Raw genomic sequence first — 17,137 nt, 5'->3', positions numbered from 1 at the left:
CTAGATTAATTAGTCACTTAAATTTTTTTTAAAAAAAACGTTAAAGGATTTTTAGGCTCTTCCGATAACTTAAGTAACCAAGCTGGAGAGATAAAAAACATCAAAGGCTTAAAGTTATAAGTTTGAGAGTAAACACAAAGTTTACATTGGGAGAAATATCATGGCACTTTATGTAAATACTAACGTAAGTTCATTGAACGCACAGAGACAGTTAAATAATTCAGGTAATTCGCTTGACGTTTCATTTAAGCGTCTATCTTCAGGCTTTCGTATTAACAGCGCGGCTGATGATGCGGCAGGTCTACAAATATCAGACCGTTTGACCTCTCAAATAAACGGTTTGAATCAAGGTAACCGAAATGCAAATGATGGTATTTCATTAGCGCAAACAGCAGAAGGCGCAATGGATGAAGTAACATCGATGTTTCAACGTGTGAGAACGCTTGCACAACAGGCTTCAAATGGTTCAAATACAGATGAAGACAGATTAGCAATTCAGGAAGAGATTCAGTCTTTATCTGCAGAGGTAAACCGAGTTGCACAAGATACCACATTTGGTGGTCAAAACTTGCTAGATGGTTCTTATGAAGCGAGTTTCCAAGTCGGGTCAGATGCAGTACAGACCATCGGTTTTAGTATGAAGAATGTTGATGGAACAGCAAATGATCTTCAAGCAAATGGTGGTTTTACACTATCTGGTATCGCAGGTATCGCGGAAGGTATCGGTGGAAACTCCTTGCAAACTCTTGCAGATGGTGTGAGTTCTGTATCTGGTGTTGCTAACAGCTATACGTTTTCTGATACATTCCAGGCGGGTTCGATTAGTGTTTCTTCACAAGCGAATGCACAAGCGGTATTAGCGGGTATGGACGCAATGATTGCGGTAGTAGACAAAAAGCGTGCTGAGTTGGGTGCAGTTCAGAATCGTTTCCAATCAACTATTCGTAACCAAGCTAATATTTCAGAAAACTTATCGGCTGCAAAATCACGGATTAAAGACACCGATTTCGCTCAGGAAACTGCAAGCTTAACCAAAATGCAAATTTTACAACAGGCAAGCCAAACGATCTTAAGCCAAGCAAATCAACGTCCACAAGCAGCGCTAAGTTTATTAGGATAAGGTTTAAATTAAGTTATTATGATTTTAGGAAGTGGGTGTCCGTGTTTGATGGGGTATTAACACGGACACCGGATTGGATAGCAAAGCGGAGGAGCTTTAATCCAAACTGTTCATCAATTCAATGAACAAGTATTTATAAGCATGAACTATGCCAATGTTTATGCTAATTTATTGACACTCACTCTCAAACTTCAAAAAGGGGCTGTTAGCCCCTTTTTTCATGAAATATACAAATAATAAATGAACTATTATTATTTGGCCTACCTTTTGCATCACTCATTCTAAGTAAGTTAAATACCATGCAAATGGCAGTTTTTTGCCCCTTCGGCAAATAGCTTTGACGATAAAAATTGCCATCTTGTATTTAGTAAATTAAAGCTGAGGTAATTCAGCTTTGACTTGAAATAGAGAGAATGAGTTATGGCTTTATTTGTAAATACTAACGTCAGTGCATTAAATGCCCAGCGTCAATTAACCAATTCAGGTAATGAATTAGATACTTCATTTAAACGTTTATCATCGGGTTTACGTATTAACAGTGCCGCTGATGATGCTGCTGGTCTGCAAATTACAGACCGTCTTCAGTCGCAAATACTAGGTTTAGGACAAGGTAATCGTAATGCCAATGATGGCATTTCTTTGGCGCAAACCGCTGAGGGGGCAATGGATGAAATGACATCTATGTTCCAGCGAATTCGTACATTATCGCAACAAGCCGCTAATGGTTCGAATACAGATGAAGATAGACTGGCAATTCAAGAAGAGATCCAACAGCTTGCAAGTGAGGTGAATCGAGTTGCAAGTGATACTACATTTGGTGGTCAGAATTTGTTGGATGGTACCTATGCTGCTAACTTTCAAGTAGGTGCTGATGCTGTGCAAACTATTGGCTTCAGTATGCAAGATGTTGGTGGAACAGCAAATAGTCTTCAATCAAATAATGGGTTTACATTATCAGGAATTGCAGGCATAGCTGCTGCAGTGGGTGGATCAAACCTACAAACTTTGGCAAGTGGTGTGAGTGCTATATCAGGTGTTGCTAACGCATATACTTTTTCTGATACATTTCAGGCTGGTACGATCAGTGTTTCTTCACAAGCAAATGCACAAGCTGTTTTTGCCGGTATGGATGCAATGATAGCTGTGGTTGATAAAAAGCGTGCGGAATTAGGTGCGGTGCAAAACAGATTCCAATCAACGATTAGAAACCAAGCCAATATCTCCGAAAACTTGTCCTCTGCAAAATCTCGAATTAAAGATGCGGACTTTGCATTGGAAACAGCTATGCTTACAAAGAATCAAATATTACAACAAGCTAGCCAAACAATATTAGGGCAAGCTAACCAAAGACCGCAGGCAGCACTAAGCTTATTACAAGGGTAATAAATAAACTTTAATTTATTTACAAATTTAGCTAAAGCTTTCGCTTCATACGCCGATAGCAGAATTAGAGAACTATAAATCTAGGACTCTAATACGGTATCTAGCAGGGTAGGGGTATCCCGCTAGTTACCTTATCTAAGATGAAGCGGAGGCTATTATGGCTTTATATGTAAACACTAATGTGAGTTCTTTGAACGCACAAAGACAATTGAGTAATTCAGCAGACTCGTTGGATACATCGTTTAAACGGTTATCTTCCGGTATGCGCATAAACAGTGCTAGAGATGACGCGGCAGGTATGCAAGTATCAAACCGTCTGACTGGTCAAATAAATGGTTTAAACCAAGGAATACGAAATGCAAACGATGGTATTTCTTTGGCACAAACAGCAGAAGGTGCATTGGATGAAACAACGCAAATGTTTCAGCGTATCCGTACACTAGCGCAACAAGCTTCAAATGGTTCAAACACAGATGAAGATAGGCTTGCGATCCAAGAAGAAATCCAGTCACTATCATCAGAAGTGAACCGGGTAGCACAAGATACTACTTTTGGTGGGCAAAACCTACTAGATGGTTCATATGATGCTAATTTTCAAGTAGGTGCAGACGCAGTACAAACGATTGCATTTAGTATGAAAAATGTCGATGGAACCGCAAATGATATCTCGGCTAATGGTGGTTTTACATTGTCAGGTATTGCTGGTATCGCAGAAGGCATCTCGGGGCAATCTCTTCAGACTTTATCTGATGGTGTGAGTGCTGTATCTGGTGCTGCAAACAGCTATACTTTCTCAGATACATTTCAGGCAGGTTCTATCAGTGTATCATCACAGGCAAACGCACAAGCTGTTTTGGCTGGGATGGATGCTATGATCGCAGTGGTAGATAAAAAACGTGCTGAGTTAGGTGCAATTCAAAACCGATTCCAATCAACTATACGTAACCAAGCAAATGTATCAGAAAACCTGACAGCTGCGCGATCTCGTATCAGTGATACTGATTTTGCCCAAGAAACTGCAAACTTAACGAAAATGCAGATCTTACAACAGGCTAGTAGTTCGATTTTAAGTCAAGCAAATCAAAGACCTCAGGTAGCCTTATCATTACTCGGCTAATCTGTTGTGTTACGCCAATTTCAGATGCCAGGCGTCTGGACTTGGCGTATACTATAATTAAGTAGTGTTTCAGGAGATCTATTATGAAAGATATTGACCCTTTAAATGTTACCGCCAATATTTTGACTGATAATGTTACCGCAAAACCATTCTCAACGGTCGACAAGCAACAGGTTCAAGAGCGTGGTAAAGAAGAAAGAGCGTTAGATGAGTTTGCAGATAATCAGTTTTTGCTTGAGGATGTAAAAAAGAACTTAGAAAAATTAGATAAATTCATTCCCGTAACGACAAACTTGTCATTTGAATTTGATGAAAATGGCGACCCACCTTATATTCGTGTGGTTGACAAAGGAAATGATGAAGTGATTAGAGAGATTCCTTCAGAGGAATTTCGCGAAGTTGCTAAGGCTTTGGATGAACTTGCCGATAAATTAACAAGTAAAGGTGTTTTACTCGACAGTATCGCATAGAACACAATGAATTTTGGAGATACACATGCCACTTATAACTTCCGCCGGTATCGGTTCAGGCTTAGACTTAGAAAGTATCATTAAAGCGTCAGTTGACGCTGAAAGTGGTCCGAAAATTACCGCATTTGCAAAAAAAGAAGAATCACTCAAGGTAGAGCTCTCTGCAATCGGTGAAGTGAAGTCGGCTATCTCACAATTAAACGATACGATTGAAAAGCTAGCTGATCCAGATAACTTTGGGAAAAGGGCTGCAACGATAACTCAGCCAACTAGCGGCGACTTGATAAGTGTAACGCCAACTTCTGATATTTCGGTGGGTAGTTTTGATATTGCAGTGACGCAATTGGCTCAGGGGAGCCGAGCTGTAAGTGCTGATAATGCATTTTCGTCAGTAGATGATGTAGTAACCGCATCTGGAGGTACATTAACCTTTGGAGCTGGGGCAGATAATACATTCGATTTAACACTGAGTGCCGGTGCAACACTTGCTGAACTGAGGGATGCAATCAACTCCGCAGAAGATAACTTTGGAGTGACAGCTAATATTGTAAATACTGGCGACCCTGCTATAGGGTCAAAGCTAGTACTTACTTCTAGTGCAAGTGGTTCGGGTAATGATCTGGTAATTACCAGCGATACATCAGAGCTAGATGCGATTGAAACCTATGATGCATCAACGAACCCCAGTGGGGGCATGACAATCGCTGCGGATGACGTGGCTCAAGATGCAATAATTACAGTGGATGGTTTAACGGTAAATAGCGCTACGAATACTTTTAAAGATGCCGTTCAAGATATGACAATCAAGGCATTAAAAGTCAGTGAGGATGATGATGCCGGTTCTCCAGAAACAGCAAAATTAAATATAGATTATGATAAAGAATCAGTCTCTACGCTGATTGACGAGTTAGTAACAAATTATAACAACTTAATTGGAAATATAGGTTTTCAAACTAGGATAGGCAAACCGCTCAATGGTGATTCATCTATGAGGAGTTTAAGTGACCAACTCATAAATACGTTAGGTAAAACGTTAACTGACGCAGGTCCTTTTGGCTCTATTTTTGATATAGGCTTGGGTGTTAAGAAAGATGGATATTTAGAAAAATCATCATTGGTAAGAAGTTTAGATGAGGCAATGGATGAGAATTTTGATGATATTGGCAAGGCATTTGCAGGGGATAATGGGGTTGCGAAAGATTTAGAAACTTTGTTAGGTAACTATATAGACTCATCGGGCCTTATCAAACAAAGGGAAACTTCGTTGAATGGGCAGTTGAGTGAGCTAGAAGATGATGTTGAAAACCATGAGTTTCGAATGGAGTCTTTTGAAGCTGGGCTTAGGCAAAAATACTCTGGATTAGATGTTTTACTTGCTAATATGCAGCAAACTCAGTCTTATTTAGGCGCGCAACTTGCTAATTTACCAGGCTTTACCAAGTCAAATAATTAAGGTGTTATAATGTATAATGCAAAAGTAAAAAATTATCAAAAAGAAGCTTTGAAGACTCGCGTTGCGGGCGCTGATAGGTATGAAATTATTCAAATGCTGATGTCTGGCGCAATTGAAAAAATGGTGTTTGCAAAGGTGGCAATTGATAAGAAAAACCTAGAGGCAAAAGCTGAACATATTTCAAAAGCTTCAGCTATTATCGAAGCTTTAAGGGGTTGCCTTGACTTTGAAGTTGGTGGAGAGGTTACTGAGAACTTGTATTCACTGTATTCGTACATGATAGATAGATTATTAGATGCGAGCTTAAAAAATGACTCGTCAATTGTCGAGGAAGTATCGATGCTTTTGAAAGAGATTAAATCAGCTTGGGACGCTATCCCATACTCTATCCGAGAGAAAACACTTGGGGATAATGGTAGTGATGCCAATGCTGGATAAAATCCAGCAAATAGGCAACCTTATTGATAAAGTCAGTGAGGTGCTTAATAATAGTCCTGAGCCCAAAGAAATAACGAATATTGTAGATACCTGTCAACTTATTGAACGAACATTACGGTCAGTTTTTGAATCCCCAGACGTCACGTTGAATCAAGATGAGGTGGATAGATTAAATGAAATTTATACACGCTATTCAAATTTAATAAGCTGCGTAGAGACAGAGCAAAAACTAACTTATAATAAACTAGTGAAGCATGTCGGTAATAAAAAGAAGCTTGATGTCTACAGAAACCTGTGATCTCTATATGAATAAAAACAAACACAATCAGCCGTTACAAACCCAAATTAATCAGTTAGATGAAAGCATATCCCACACAATCGCGCATCAAAAAAGAGAAGCTGCTTTTTCAGAGGAAGCGAACGCTCGTTTTGAACATAATATCGTATGTATAAATAAATATTATCCTGACCTAGGTAAAGCGATTGAAGAGTTCGAGTTACGAGATGATTTTTGCCTGCATGTGACACAAAGCGGTCATGGGAACTTTGTACCAAAGGGTATGCCAGTACCTTTATACGGAGATGACCCTATTGAACAAGCTCAAAAGCAAGTTACGGAGCATATTAATAACGCATATTTTACAGTTACTGATTATAGTAGTTATCCAAAAAGGAAAAGTGACGATAGGATCCATACCAATTACATGGTAGACCTTGGCGCAATAATGCGTGAGAATAAAGAGGCAAAACAACCCAAGTTAAAAAGTCTGCCTGATACGTTCCCCACAGCGATGATTTTTGGGTTAGGCCTTGGCTATCATGTAACAATGCTTATGGAACGATGCCAATTTGATTATACATTCTTGATTGAGCCTGACTTTGAAGTGTTTTTTGCTAGTTTATTTTGTACAGACTGGGCGAGTATTATTGAGCGTATTGATGAACAAGGTAGTAACTTATACTTTCTCTTAGGTGTGTCTGAAAGTACCCTTATTGCTGATCTCGAGGTTATTACTGAATCTATAGGTTCTCAAGCGCTAGTGCGTTCTTTTTGTTATCAGCACATTCCGAACTCTAGTTTAAATGACATCGTAAAAATTTGGTTTGAAGATTACTTTAAATTTCAAACTGGACATGGGTTTTATAATGATGCAATAACTGGACTAGCTCACTCTATTCATCACGCTGAAAGTCAAGTTAGCTTTTTAAAAGACGTAGACAAAAAAGATTTCAAATTTCAAGATGTGCCTGTTTTTATCATAGGTAATGGTCCTTCGTTGGATGAAGCAAGTGATTTCATCAAACAACAGCAAGGAAAAGCAATTATAGTTGCAGCTGGTTCAGCTTTAGCATCATTAGTTAAATTAGGTATTAAAAGTGATTTTCATGTGCTCGTTGAAAGACCTTTGTCAAACTATAAAATTGTCGAAGATGTGTTACCTAAAGAAGAGTACTTAAAAACAAACTTACTCAGTGTGAATGTGGTATACCCTGATACAACAAAGCTCTATAAGTGGTCGGGATTAGCTTTGAAGGGAAATGAATCTGGCACTGATTTACTGAGAATCTTAGCATTTCAAAATCAGCAAATAACGCTACCATTACCTTCGTTCAGCAATCCACTCGTTTCTAATACGGCATGTAGTATTTTTAGTTATTTAGGCTTTAAACATATTTATTTGTTTGGGGTAGACAACGGTAACTGTGTTTCTGGAAAACACCATAGTAAATTTAGTTTCTATAGAAACTCACCAGACGAACCTGGTTACCACAGCCCAGGAGTAACAGAAAATACTTTAGAGGGTAATTTAACTGGCTTTGTTTATACTAATGATTTATATAAATTATCACATAGACAAATTGAAAGCTTAATCTCAACCTATCCGAATATTACTTTCTACAATGTGGGTAATGGAGCCAAGCTTAAAGGTGCAGTTCCGGTAAGTGCACAGGAGTTATTACCAATCCCCTCGACAATCGAGATAGACACTGTTGTAGAGTCAATTAAAAGAGACTTTTATTGTCCTTTATCTTTAAATATCAATGATGAGTTTGTTGGGGTGGGTATTTTCAATGACGTATGTGAACATTTAAAGAGCATATGTCATGAAAGCGTAAATAGCCGAGCTGAAGCTGCGTCTAACTTAAAAAGGCAAGAGCAATATATATATTCATTGAGAGGCACCGTCGCGAGTCATCTATTTCATATTTTAAAAGGGTCGTTATTATATTTTCACTGCCCGATTATTACACTGTTATACAGTTATGAGGACGATGAGTTTACCTTGCAACGTTATGAGCAGCTCAATAACCTTTGGATTAATTATATTAATAGTATACAGGCTGATTTTGGTTCTAATTACCGAAAGTTCTGTGATTATTTAAATCCAAGTCAAATTTAGAAATAAATTAAAGTTGAATTAAATAACATGCTTGATGTTTTAAAAATGATAGGTAGAACCCGTCCGCTGTTTCATGAGGATGTTTCACAACATAATGATATATTGAATACATTAGTTTCAAATGCACGTTTTTTAGTGATAGGTGCTGGTGGATCAATAGGTCAAGCGGTGACAAAACAAATATTCAGGCGAAGCCCGTTATGTTTACATGCAGTCGATATTAATGAAAATGGCTTAGCCGAATTGGTTAGGGATTTACGTTGTGAACTTGGGTATATTTCTGGTGAATTCAAGACTTTTTCACTCGATATATGTTCTAGTACATATGATGCGTTTTATGCTCAAAATGGACAGTATGATTACGTATTAAACCTGTCAGCATTGAAACATGTCCGAAGTGAAAGGGACCAATTTACTTTAATGAGGATGTTGGAGACAAATGTTCTAGCTACAGAAAAAACGCTACAACAAGCTGTCTCTTCTGGAGTAAAAAAGTATTTTTCCGTTTCTACAGATAAAGCGACTAACCCAGCTAATTTTATGGGTGCTTCAAAGCTATTAATGGAAAAAGTATTATATGGATATAGTACAGAGCTAGATATTTCAACAGCTCGTTTTGCTAATGTTGCTTTTTCGAATGGCTCTTTATTAGAAAGTTTTCAGACAAGAATTGAAAAGCGTCAGGTTATAACTGCACCAACAGATATATTAAGGTATTTTATTACGCAGGAGGAAGCGGGGTTATTATGCTTAATATCTTGCTTACTTGGAGAGAATAAAGATATTTACTTTCCAAAAAGTAATTCAGAAATAGTGTTGCAAAGCTTTGTTGATGTAGCTGAAACAGTGATACAGTCACATGGCTTTACTCCATATAGGTGTGACTCAGAAGGTGAGGCTCGCAGTGAAGCCAGAAAATTGATCGCCTCGGGCTTATGGCCATGTTACTTCTCCCAAAGTGATACTAGTGGTGAAAAGCCTGAGGAAGAGTTTTTTTCTGGGCATGATACGCTTGACTTGAGCGCTTTCAAGGAGGTAGGAATAATCAAGCCTAGCAAAAATGTTGACAATAAAGCCGAGATAATAAGCATAATTGATGAAATTAAACGTCTACAGCGTTCAGGTGTTTGGTCAAAGTCAGAGATTGAAAATGCTATAGCCCCTATACTCCCGAACTTTACCCACATCGAAAAGTATAATTCATTGGATAATAAAATGTAGGAGTCATTGTGCTCAATAAGATAAGCCAGTTCATCCAGTGTTACTTTGACACGAAAGAATTTATCCCTCTGCATGAACCAAACTTTAGTTCAATTGAAAGCCAAATGCTTATAGATTGCCTCGATAGCACATATGTATCGACTGTAGGCGCTAATGTAACTCAGTTTGAAAGCGAGATCTGTGCTTTTACTCAATCGAACTATGCCGTAACGACTAACTCTGGAACATCAGCACTTCATGTTGCATTACTGGTTGCAGGTGTGAAGCGGGACCAGTTTGTAATTACTCAGTCTCTTACATTTGTGGCGACTTGTAATGCCCTTAGTTACATTGGCGCAACCCCAATTTTTGTTGATGTCTCGTTGCAATCGCTAAGTTTATGCCCGGTTTCTCTAGAAAATTTCTTACTTGAATATGCTTTTGTAAACGAAGATGGAGAATGCATTCATAAAATCGAGAAGAAAAAGATCAGTGCTGTGCTTCCTATGCATACCTTTGGGCACCCAGCTGACATGAATGGCATACAAAAAGTGTGTAAAAAATGGAATTTAGCTATTGTAGAAGATGCCGCAGAAGGCTTAGGGAGTCAATATAATGGACAATCTCTTGGTACATTTGGTACAGCATCAGCGTTAAGCTTTAATGGTAATAAGGTTATAACGACTGGTGGTGGTGGTGCTTTGCTAACGCAAGATATACAGGTAGCCAACGCAAGTAGGCACCTTATGTCAACTGCTAAGGTGCAACATGAAAGAGAGTTTATCCATGACCAAGTAGGCTTTAACTACAGAATGCCAAGTATTAATGCGTCGCTAGGCAGGGCACAATTAGGTCGCTTAGATGGCTTTTTAACTGAGAAGCGATTGCTAGCTGATGAGTATCGCTCTTTATTTTTAAATAGCGATTATTGCTTTGTTGATGAACCACCAAATTGTAAGTCGAATTTTTGGCTAAATGCTGTTATTTGTGAGGATAAGTCGCACCGAGATAGGTTATTAGACTCTCTCGCGAAAGACAACATAATGGGTAGACCGGTATGGAGACCCATGCATTTGCTAGATATGTACGCTGACGCACCGAGTGTGGAATTAAACAATACAGAATACTTTGCACAGAGGCTAGTGAACTTGCCTAGCTCCGTAAAAAAGAAGCGGTGATATTGTGAGAAAAATTGCTATTTTTACCGGAACCCGAGCAGAATATGGGTTACTTTATTGGACTTTAAAAGGTCTAAAAGCGCATCCGCGGTGTGATTTACAATTATTCGTAGGTGGGATGCACTTATCAAGAGAGTTTGGTTATACCATTGAGCAAATAAAGCAAGATGGCTTTGATGTAACAGGGCAACTGGAGTTCTTGGTATCTTCAGATACAGCCTTAGGTGTATCAAAATCAATGGCTTTAGCCATGATGTCTGCTGCCGAACAATTTGCGATACACACCCCTGACCTGTTGCTGTTGTTGGGAGATAGGTATGAATCGTTAGCTGTCGCACAAGCCGCAATGCTAGCAAATATTCCAATTGCGCATATACATGGAGGTGAGGCAACAGAGGGGCTTATTGATGAAGCTATTCGCCACTCATTGTCAAAAATGTCTCATTTACACTTTACTACTACTGAAGTTTACAAAAATAGGGTGGAGCAGCTAGGTGAGCAGCCGGATAGGGTTTTTAATGTAGGAGCTCCTGGAATTGATAACTTATTAAAATTAAATTTGCTCTCAAAAAAGTTGTTAGAAAAAGAACTCGACTTTAAGTTAGGAGAGAAGTTTTTTTTAGTCACTTATCACCCTTTGACTTTAGATAGGGAAAGCTCACTTCAAGCATTAGAAAATCTTCTATTAGCTTTTAACGCTTTTCCGAATTATCAACTCGTTATTACATATCCAAATGCTGATACATTTGGCAGAGTGCTGATAGATAAGCTTCAAGAGCTTGGCAAAAGTCAACCGGATAGAGTGTTATTAACACAATCATTAGGTCAGTTGAAATATCTATCACTTATGAAAGCGTGTGATGCTGTGGTTGGTAATTCATCGAGTGGCATATTGGAAGCGCCCTCTTGTCAAGTTGCAACCGTCAATATTGGCTCTAGACAGCTAGGGCGAGTTGCTGCTAAATCAGTTATTCAAAGTGGTGGATCTGTAGAGGAAATAGTACAAGCCCTGAAAACAGCGATTAGCTTAGAGCATAAGGAGGTGTGTATGTCTGTTATTAGTCCTTATGGCACTGGTGGTGCGTCGGATAAAATAGTGCATGAAGTTATGAATCAGTCACTTGAAGATATATTATTAAAAAGGTTCAATGACTTTGGTGGTGAGTCATGAACGTAGCATTTATCGGTTGTGTAGAAACCAGTCATGCAGCATTCAAACAATTGTTAAAGCACCATGTGGAAGGTAAGATTAAGTTGGTTGCATTGATCACCAAATCTAAATCAGTGTTTAACTCAGACTATGCAAGTTTGGCTGAATTAGCGCTTGAACTTGGTATTGAGACAACCTTTTTTATAAATGATACCGATTACGAAAAAGCCTTATTGGATAAACATATTGATATATTATTTTGTATTGGCTGGAGTCATATAATACCTAGTAAAATACTCCATCACGTGAAAAAAGCGGCAATAGGTTTCCATCCGGCAAAGCTACCTAGTAACCGTGGGCGCCACCCTTTAATTTGGGCATTGGCCTTGGGGTTGACAGAAACCGCCTCGAGCTTTTTTTTAATGGAGGAAAATGTTGATAGTGGCGCGCTAGTGGATCAGGAGACAATCGAAATATTTGATACGGATTATGCTCGAGATTTATATAATAAAGTGCTTTTGGTAATTCCTCAACAGATATCAAAAATAGTCAAAGGCTATCATGACAACTCAATCGAGCCTCAACCTCAAGTAGAAACTGGCTCTAATTATTGGCGCAAACGGTCAGCGATTGATGGTGCAATTGATTGGAGAATGCATGCTAACGATATTTACAACTTAATTAGAGCTTTGTCTTCGCCATATCCTGGGGCTACATTTTTAAAGGGCGGCGAAATCTATACTGTAACTTGTGCGACTCATCACAACGAAATGGTAGCATTAAACTTCGAACCGGGGAAAATACTAAGCACAACCCGTACCAAGGTACATGTAAAGTGTTCAGGTACATCGAGTCTTTGGTTAGAAAATATAGATGGCTCAAAATTCATAACCGGAGAGTACATATGAGTATTGTGGCAGTTATTGCGCCACATCCTGATGATGAAACATTAGGGTGTGGAGGGACTATATTGAAACACCTTGCTGCTGGTGACGAAGTTCATTGGATTATTGTTACACAAATTAACGAAGAAATTGGTTTTTCAAAAGACCGCATAAGCGCTAGAAAATGTGAAATAAAGCAAGTGGCTGATGCGTATAAAATGACGTCTTATTTGTGGCTAGAGCATGTGGCTACTACTTTGTCATCAGATACATTAGGAGATCTAATTGGTGATTTATCTGAGGTGATTAATCGGCTAAAGCCCGATCAGCTTTATGTCCCATACCCTGGCGATGTTCATTCAGACCATGGTGTGGTGTTTAATGCCGTGTCGGCATGTTCAAAGTCGTTCAGATACCCATTTATCAAAAAAATATGCTGCTATGAAACCTTATCTGAAACTGAGTTTGCGATAAACCCTATGAATCCTGTATTTAAGCCAAACTTATTCGTAGATATTTCGGAGCACGTAGAGCGAAAAGTCGAAATTATGCAGTATTACAAAGGTGAGATCCAGCCCGCACCATTTCCCCGTAGTGAAGAAAATATTCGCGCATTAGCACGTTATAGAGGTGCAGTAGCTGGGTGCGACATGGCCGAAGCGTTTATGATACTAAAAGAGGTAATATGAATCAGAAAGTTACAATCATTGCTGAGGCTGGAGTAAATCATAATGGCGATATTGCTCTTGCTTACAAATTAATAGATGCAGCAGTTGAAGCTGGTGCTGATATTGTAAAGTTTCAAACTTTTAAAGCAGAACAGTTGGTTACCCAAGAAGCGCGGCAATGTGAATACCAAACGGTTAATACGGAGATTAAAGAGTCTCAATTTGCTATGTTAAAGCGGCTTGAGCTACCTTATGAGCATCACGGTCCGCTTATTTCGTATTGCGATAAAAAAGGAATACAGTTTTTATCTACCGCGTTTGATGAGCAAAGTCTAAGCTTTTTGGTAAACGAACTAGGGCTTTCTATATTGAAGGTCCCGTCGGGTGAGATTACCAATGGCCCGTTTTTATTGGCTCACGCAAAGACGGGGGCTGATATTATTTTATCAACGGGAATGTCGACATTAGCCGATATAGAGTTAGCTTTGGCTGTGCTTGCATTTGGTTTTACTACGCCAGAAAAAGAGTGCTCCATTGCTGCGTGCCAGAGCGCTTATGCGTCCGAGGCTGGGCAGAAAGCTTTAAGGCAAAAAGTGACTTTGTTACATTGTACGTCAGACTATCCTGCAAAGTTGGAAGATATTAACCTAAAAGCTATGAATACAATGGCTGATGCATTTGGGGTTCCAGTTGGTTACTCAGATCACTCTGAAGGTGTCGCGGTCGCACTGGCGGCTGTTGCTCGCGGTGGTGTCGTTATTGAAAAACACTTTACGTTGGATAAGAAATTACCAGGCCCGGATCATAAAGCCTCTCTTGAGCCCAAAGAGTTAGACTATATGGTAGCTAATATTCGCTCTGTTGAGCGGGCGTTAGGTAGTGGGGTTAAGACGTTTACTGAGTCTGAGGTTGAAAACCGCTCTATTGTCAGGAAGAACTTAGTGACGACACGAGCTGTAAAAGCGGGCGAACTCTGGCAGCCAGATATGATTACGGCTAAACGTTCAGGTTCGGGTCGCTCACCAATGGAGTATTGGTCTCTTATTGGTAGCTCTGTTGTGACAGATCTTGATGAAGAGCAGGAAATATAGTGAAAATCGGTTATTTTGCAGATGGACCTTGGGCTCACAAAGCGTTAGAGAAAATAGTAACTGATAGTTGCTTTGAAATAGTGTTCATCGTACCTAGATTTGATACTCAAGATCCCATATTGAAAGAGTGGGCAAACAAATTAGGTGTACCATTCTTACTGGCTGAGAATGTTAATTCAGAGCAGTTTATTGGTGTGATTAACCAGTTTGGTGCCGAACTTTTGGTTTCTATGTCGTTCAATCAAATATTAAAAACACCTATTCTTTGTATGGCACCTAAAGGTTTTATTAACTGTCACGCAGGGGCATTGCCATTTTATCGAGGGCGAAACCCTTTAAATTGGGTACTGATAAATGGAGAAAGTGAATTTGGGATCACCGTGCACTATATTGACGAAGGCATTGATACCGGCGATATCATTGAGCAACAGAAGTTCCCGATAGAAGGTGTCGACAACTATAGTACTTTGTTGTCAAAAGCCATTAATTCGTGCGCAGATGTTTTATATTCAGCGTTAAAAAAATTGGCTACAAATACCGTTGAACGAATACGGCAGCAAGATATACATCCTATTGGAACCTATTTTTGCCAACGTATTATCGGGGATGAAATTTTAACATTCAATCAATCTGCTGTTAGAGTCCATAACTTTATCAGAGCAATTACGTTGCCAGGCCCCGGTGCTCGTTGTTTTCATGGTGATCAAGAATATGCAATTTTGAGTAGTGAGCTTATTTTAGGTGCACCTGAATACATTGCAACAATAGGTGAGGTGACTGCTCGTAATTCAAAAGGGTGTGTAGTTAAAGTAGCAGATAGTTCAATACTAATTACGCAAATGAGTGAAGTATTTGATGGAAAAGTAGCTGAAAAATTTACGCCTCATTTCCGTATTGGAACGCGTTTCAAGGTTAGAAAATGAAACCAGCGAGTAAAGTGCTCGCGGTGGTAACTGCGAGAAAAGGAAGTAAGCGACTTCGAAATAAGAACCTTAAACCGCTACTTTCAAAGCCATTATTACACTGGACTTTAAAAGCCGGGGTAGAGAGTAGTACGATAACAACCTGTCTTTTGAGTACTGATTGCGAGGATATGCGCACTTTAGGACAATCTATGGGCGCGCAAGTGCCATTTTTGAGGCCTACGCATTTAGCGTCGGATACCGCTAAGTCAATAGATGTTGTTCTTCATTCGCTTGATTATTTCGAATCTCAAGGAGAGCAATTTGACTACGTTATTTTGCTACAGCCAACATCACCGTTAAGGACGTCTAAACATATCGATGAGGCTTTTGTTCAGATGATTGGAAGTGGTAGTGAAGGCATCATTTCTGTTTGTGAGGTTGAGCATTCGCCAATTTGGTCGGGACAGCTTGGTCAAGATAAAGACATGTCTCAGTTTTTAAATATGGACTTTGTTAATGCTAGGAGCCAAGATTTACCTCCTTATTTTCGGCTCAATGGTGCAATCTACATAGCTAAAGTGGCTGCTATACGAGAACAGAAGAGTTTTTTTCTGGGGCAAAACTTACAGGCATACATTATGTCTCAACGAGAATCGGTAGATATCGATTCTGAATTAGATTTTAAATTTGCACAGTTACTGATGGAAGAAGCACGTTGAATTACAGAATATTAATTGTTGGATGTGGGGGAATAGGCGCACGTCACTTACAAGGTGTACTCAAAAGCAGTTTACCTTTGAGTATTGATGTAGTCGATATTGACAAAGAGTCATTAACTAAAGCTCGAAAGTTGGCAGATGAAGTAACGCCTGGCAATGGTCAAACGCAAGTACATTATAAAGTAGTGTTACCAGAAGGGCAGGATTATAGCGTTGCAATTATCGCGACAACCTCAAATGTTAGACTTCATGTAATGCGTGAACTACTAAATAGCAATCATGTTACCAGCTTAATTCTTGAGAAATTTTTATTTTCTTTTAAAGATGAATATCAAAAAGCCAAACGTTTACTTAAGCAGCACTCAGTTAAGACCTATGTCAATTGTCCTCGTAGGATGAACCCACACTATCAGGCGTTGAAAAAAGAACTAAAAAAACACGCAAATTGGCAATTTTCAGTCGTGGGAAATGAGTGGGGGCTTGCTTGCAACGCGGTACATTTTCTAGATATATATCGTTATTTATTTGAAGAGAAAGAGCTTTTTATTTTAGAAGATAAAGAGTTAGAGCCTTGTATATTTGATAGTAAACGAGGTGGTTATAAAGAGGTGTTTGGCCGAATAATGAGTTCATCAAAAGAACTTTCTATATCGTGTGGACATAGTGAAAAAATGTCATTGCAGGTGAGGCTGACTTCAGAGTGTCAGGAGGTTCTAATCGATGAGCTTGCTGGTACGGTCGAATTTAATGGAGATATACAAGAAGTACGCGCTTTTGAAACGGTTTATCAAAGTAATTTAAGCTATCAATTTGTTGAACAGAGTATTCGCGGGGAACAAATGTTACTAACACCATTTGAAGAATCTGCTGATACCCATTTAGCACTATTAGATACGCTAGAAAAGCATTTCCAATTGCATGGAGATACTTTACGTCGTTGTGAGTATCAGATCACCTAG

17 protein-coding genes are annotated in these 17,137 nt (G+C 39.1%); all 17 read left to right on the top strand.

Features of this window, described 5'->3' with window-relative positions:
• Window positions 1-160 precede the first annotated feature (160 nt).
• The 17 genes from PCIT_RS05565 to PCIT_RS05485 all read left to right on the top strand — a co-directional run bounded on the left by PCIT_RS05565 (window position 161) and on the right by PCIT_RS05485 (window position 17,137).
• Window positions 161-1,120 carry a flagellin N-terminal helical domain-containing protein gene (locus PCIT_RS05565; protein ID WP_010362175.1) on the top strand — a complete coding sequence of 320 codons (960 nt, stop codon included), beginning with the start codon at window positions 161-163 and terminating at the stop codon, window positions 1,118-1,120.
• A 420-nt stretch (window positions 1,121-1,540) separates the two neighbouring features.
• Complete coding sequence (locus PCIT_RS05560; protein ID WP_010362174.1) at window positions 1,541-2,503, top strand: flagellin N-terminal helical domain-containing protein; 963 nt, start codon at window positions 1,541-1,543, stop codon at window positions 2,501-2,503.
• A 157-nt stretch (window positions 2,504-2,660) separates the two neighbouring features.
• Complete coding sequence (locus PCIT_RS05555) at window positions 2,661-3,620, top strand: flagellin N-terminal helical domain-containing protein (RefSeq protein ID WP_010362173.1); 960 nt, start codon at window positions 2,661-2,663, stop codon at window positions 3,618-3,620.
• A gap of 83 nt (window positions 3,621-3,703) precedes the next feature.
• Window positions 3,704-4,090, top strand: coding sequence for a flagellar protein FlaG (locus PCIT_RS05550; RefSeq protein ID WP_010362172.1), 387 nt, complete (start codon window positions 3,704-3,706; stop codon window positions 4,088-4,090).
• Window positions 4,091-4,115: 25 nt separating this feature from the next.
• Window positions 4,116-5,543, top strand: a complete 1,428-nt coding sequence (gene fliD, locus PCIT_RS05545; RefSeq protein WP_010362171.1) for a flagellar filament capping protein FliD — start codon at window positions 4,116-4,118, stop codon at window positions 5,541-5,543.
• Between the two features lie 9 nt (window positions 5,544-5,552).
• Entirely contained in the window at window positions 5,553-5,981 is a 429-nt protein-coding gene (gene fliS / locus PCIT_RS05540) for a flagellar export chaperone FliS (RefSeq protein ID WP_010362170.1), read from the top strand.
• Window positions 5,971-6,279, top strand: coding sequence for a hypothetical protein (locus PCIT_RS05535; RefSeq protein ID WP_010362169.1), 309 nt, complete (start codon window positions 5,971-5,973; stop codon window positions 6,277-6,279). Before fliS ends, PCIT_RS05535 begins: the two co-directional genes overlap by 11 nt.
• On the top strand, window positions 6,260-8,383 hold the full coding sequence (locus PCIT_RS05530; protein ID WP_010362168.1) for a motility associated factor glycosyltransferase family protein: 2,124 nt from the start codon (window positions 6,260-6,262) through the stop codon (window positions 8,381-8,383). The genes PCIT_RS05535 and PCIT_RS05530 overlap by 20 nt, the downstream gene beginning before the upstream one ends.
• 27 nt (window positions 8,384-8,410) lie before the next feature.
• Complete coding sequence (locus PCIT_RS05525; RefSeq protein WP_010362167.1) at window positions 8,411-9,604, top strand: polysaccharide biosynthesis protein; 1,194 nt, start codon at window positions 8,411-8,413, stop codon at window positions 9,602-9,604.
• Between the two features lie 8 nt (window positions 9,605-9,612).
• Complete coding sequence (locus PCIT_RS05520) at window positions 9,613-10,761, top strand: LegC family aminotransferase (RefSeq protein ID WP_010362166.1); 1,149 nt, start codon at window positions 9,613-9,615, stop codon at window positions 10,759-10,761.
• 4 nt (window positions 10,762-10,765) lie between these two features.
• Window positions 10,766-11,932, top strand: coding sequence for a UDP-N-acetylglucosamine 2-epimerase (gene neuC, locus PCIT_RS05515; RefSeq protein WP_010362165.1), 1,167 nt, complete (start codon window positions 10,766-10,768; stop codon window positions 11,930-11,932).
• Complete coding sequence (locus PCIT_RS05510) at window positions 11,929-12,819, top strand: formyltransferase family protein (protein WP_010362164.1); 891 nt, start codon at window positions 11,929-11,931, stop codon at window positions 12,817-12,819. Before neuC ends, PCIT_RS05510 begins: the two co-directional genes overlap by 4 nt.
• Window positions 12,816-13,484: a PIG-L deacetylase family protein gene (locus PCIT_RS05505; protein ID WP_010362163.1), complete on the top strand. Its 669-nt coding sequence runs from the start codon at window positions 12,816-12,818 to the stop codon at window positions 13,482-13,484. The genes PCIT_RS05510 and PCIT_RS05505 overlap by 4 nt, the downstream gene beginning before the upstream one ends.
• On the top strand, window positions 13,481-14,554 hold the full coding sequence (gene neuB / locus PCIT_RS05500; protein WP_010362162.1) for an N-acetylneuraminate synthase: 1,074 nt from the start codon (window positions 13,481-13,483) through the stop codon (window positions 14,552-14,554). Before PCIT_RS05505 ends, neuB begins: the two co-directional genes overlap by 4 nt.
• Window positions 14,554-15,477, top strand: coding sequence for a methionyl-tRNA formyltransferase (locus tag PCIT_RS05495; protein ID WP_010362161.1), 924 nt, complete (start codon window positions 14,554-14,556; stop codon window positions 15,475-15,477). Before neuB ends, PCIT_RS05495 begins: the two co-directional genes overlap by 1 nt.
• Complete coding sequence (locus tag PCIT_RS05490; RefSeq protein ID WP_010362160.1) at window positions 15,474-16,178, top strand: acylneuraminate cytidylyltransferase family protein; 705 nt, start codon at window positions 15,474-15,476, stop codon at window positions 16,176-16,178. The genes PCIT_RS05495 and PCIT_RS05490 overlap by 4 nt, the downstream gene beginning before the upstream one ends.
• Window positions 16,175-17,137, top strand: a complete 963-nt coding sequence (locus tag PCIT_RS05485; RefSeq protein ID WP_010362159.1) for a Gfo/Idh/MocA family oxidoreductase — start codon at window positions 16,175-16,177, stop codon at window positions 17,135-17,137. The genes PCIT_RS05490 and PCIT_RS05485 overlap by 4 nt, the downstream gene beginning before the upstream one ends.

This window comes from Pseudoalteromonas citrea, from assembly GCF_000238375.3.
In the GTDB taxonomy this organism is placed as follows: Bacteria; Pseudomonadota; Gammaproteobacteria; order Enterobacterales; family Alteromonadaceae; genus Pseudoalteromonas; species Pseudoalteromonas citrea.
Note: the sequence above shows the minus strand (reverse complement) of the source record. Positions and strands in the feature narration are given on the sequence as shown.

Coding starts and splice junctions, on each gene's coding strand:
- fliD (WP_010362171.1), top strand. CDS start 4,116: ATGCCACTTATAACTTCCGCCGGTATCGGTTCAGGCTTAGACTTAGAA.
- PCIT_RS05525 (WP_010362167.1), top strand. CDS start 8,411: ATGCTTGATGTTTTAAAAATGATAGGTAGAACCCGTCCGCTGTTTCAT.
- PCIT_RS05510 (WP_010362164.1), top strand. CDS start 11,929: ATGAACGTAGCATTTATCGGTTGTGTAGAAACCAGTCATGCAGCATTC.
- fliS (WP_010362170.1), top strand. CDS start 5,553: ATGTATAATGCAAAAGTAAAAAATTATCAAAAAGAAGCTTTGAAGACT.
- PCIT_RS05535 (WP_010362169.1), top strand. CDS start 5,971: ATGCTGGATAAAATCCAGCAAATAGGCAACCTTATTGATAAAGTCAGT.
- PCIT_RS05565 (WP_010362175.1), top strand. CDS start 161: ATGGCACTTTATGTAAATACTAACGTAAGTTCATTGAACGCACAGAGA.
- PCIT_RS05530 (WP_010362168.1), top strand. CDS start 6,260: ATGTCTACAGAAACCTGTGATCTCTATATGAATAAAAACAAACACAAT.
- PCIT_RS05505 (WP_010362163.1), top strand. CDS start 12,816: ATGAGTATTGTGGCAGTTATTGCGCCACATCCTGATGATGAAACATTA.
- PCIT_RS05490 (WP_010362160.1), top strand. CDS start 15,474: ATGAAACCAGCGAGTAAAGTGCTCGCGGTGGTAACTGCGAGAAAAGGA.
- PCIT_RS05555 (WP_010362173.1), top strand. CDS start 2,661: ATGGCTTTATATGTAAACACTAATGTGAGTTCTTTGAACGCACAAAGA.
- neuB (WP_010362162.1), top strand. CDS start 13,481: ATGAATCAGAAAGTTACAATCATTGCTGAGGCTGGAGTAAATCATAAT.
- PCIT_RS05550 (WP_010362172.1), top strand. CDS start 3,704: ATGAAAGATATTGACCCTTTAAATGTTACCGCCAATATTTTGACTGAT.
- PCIT_RS05560 (WP_010362174.1), top strand. CDS start 1,541: ATGGCTTTATTTGTAAATACTAACGTCAGTGCATTAAATGCCCAGCGT.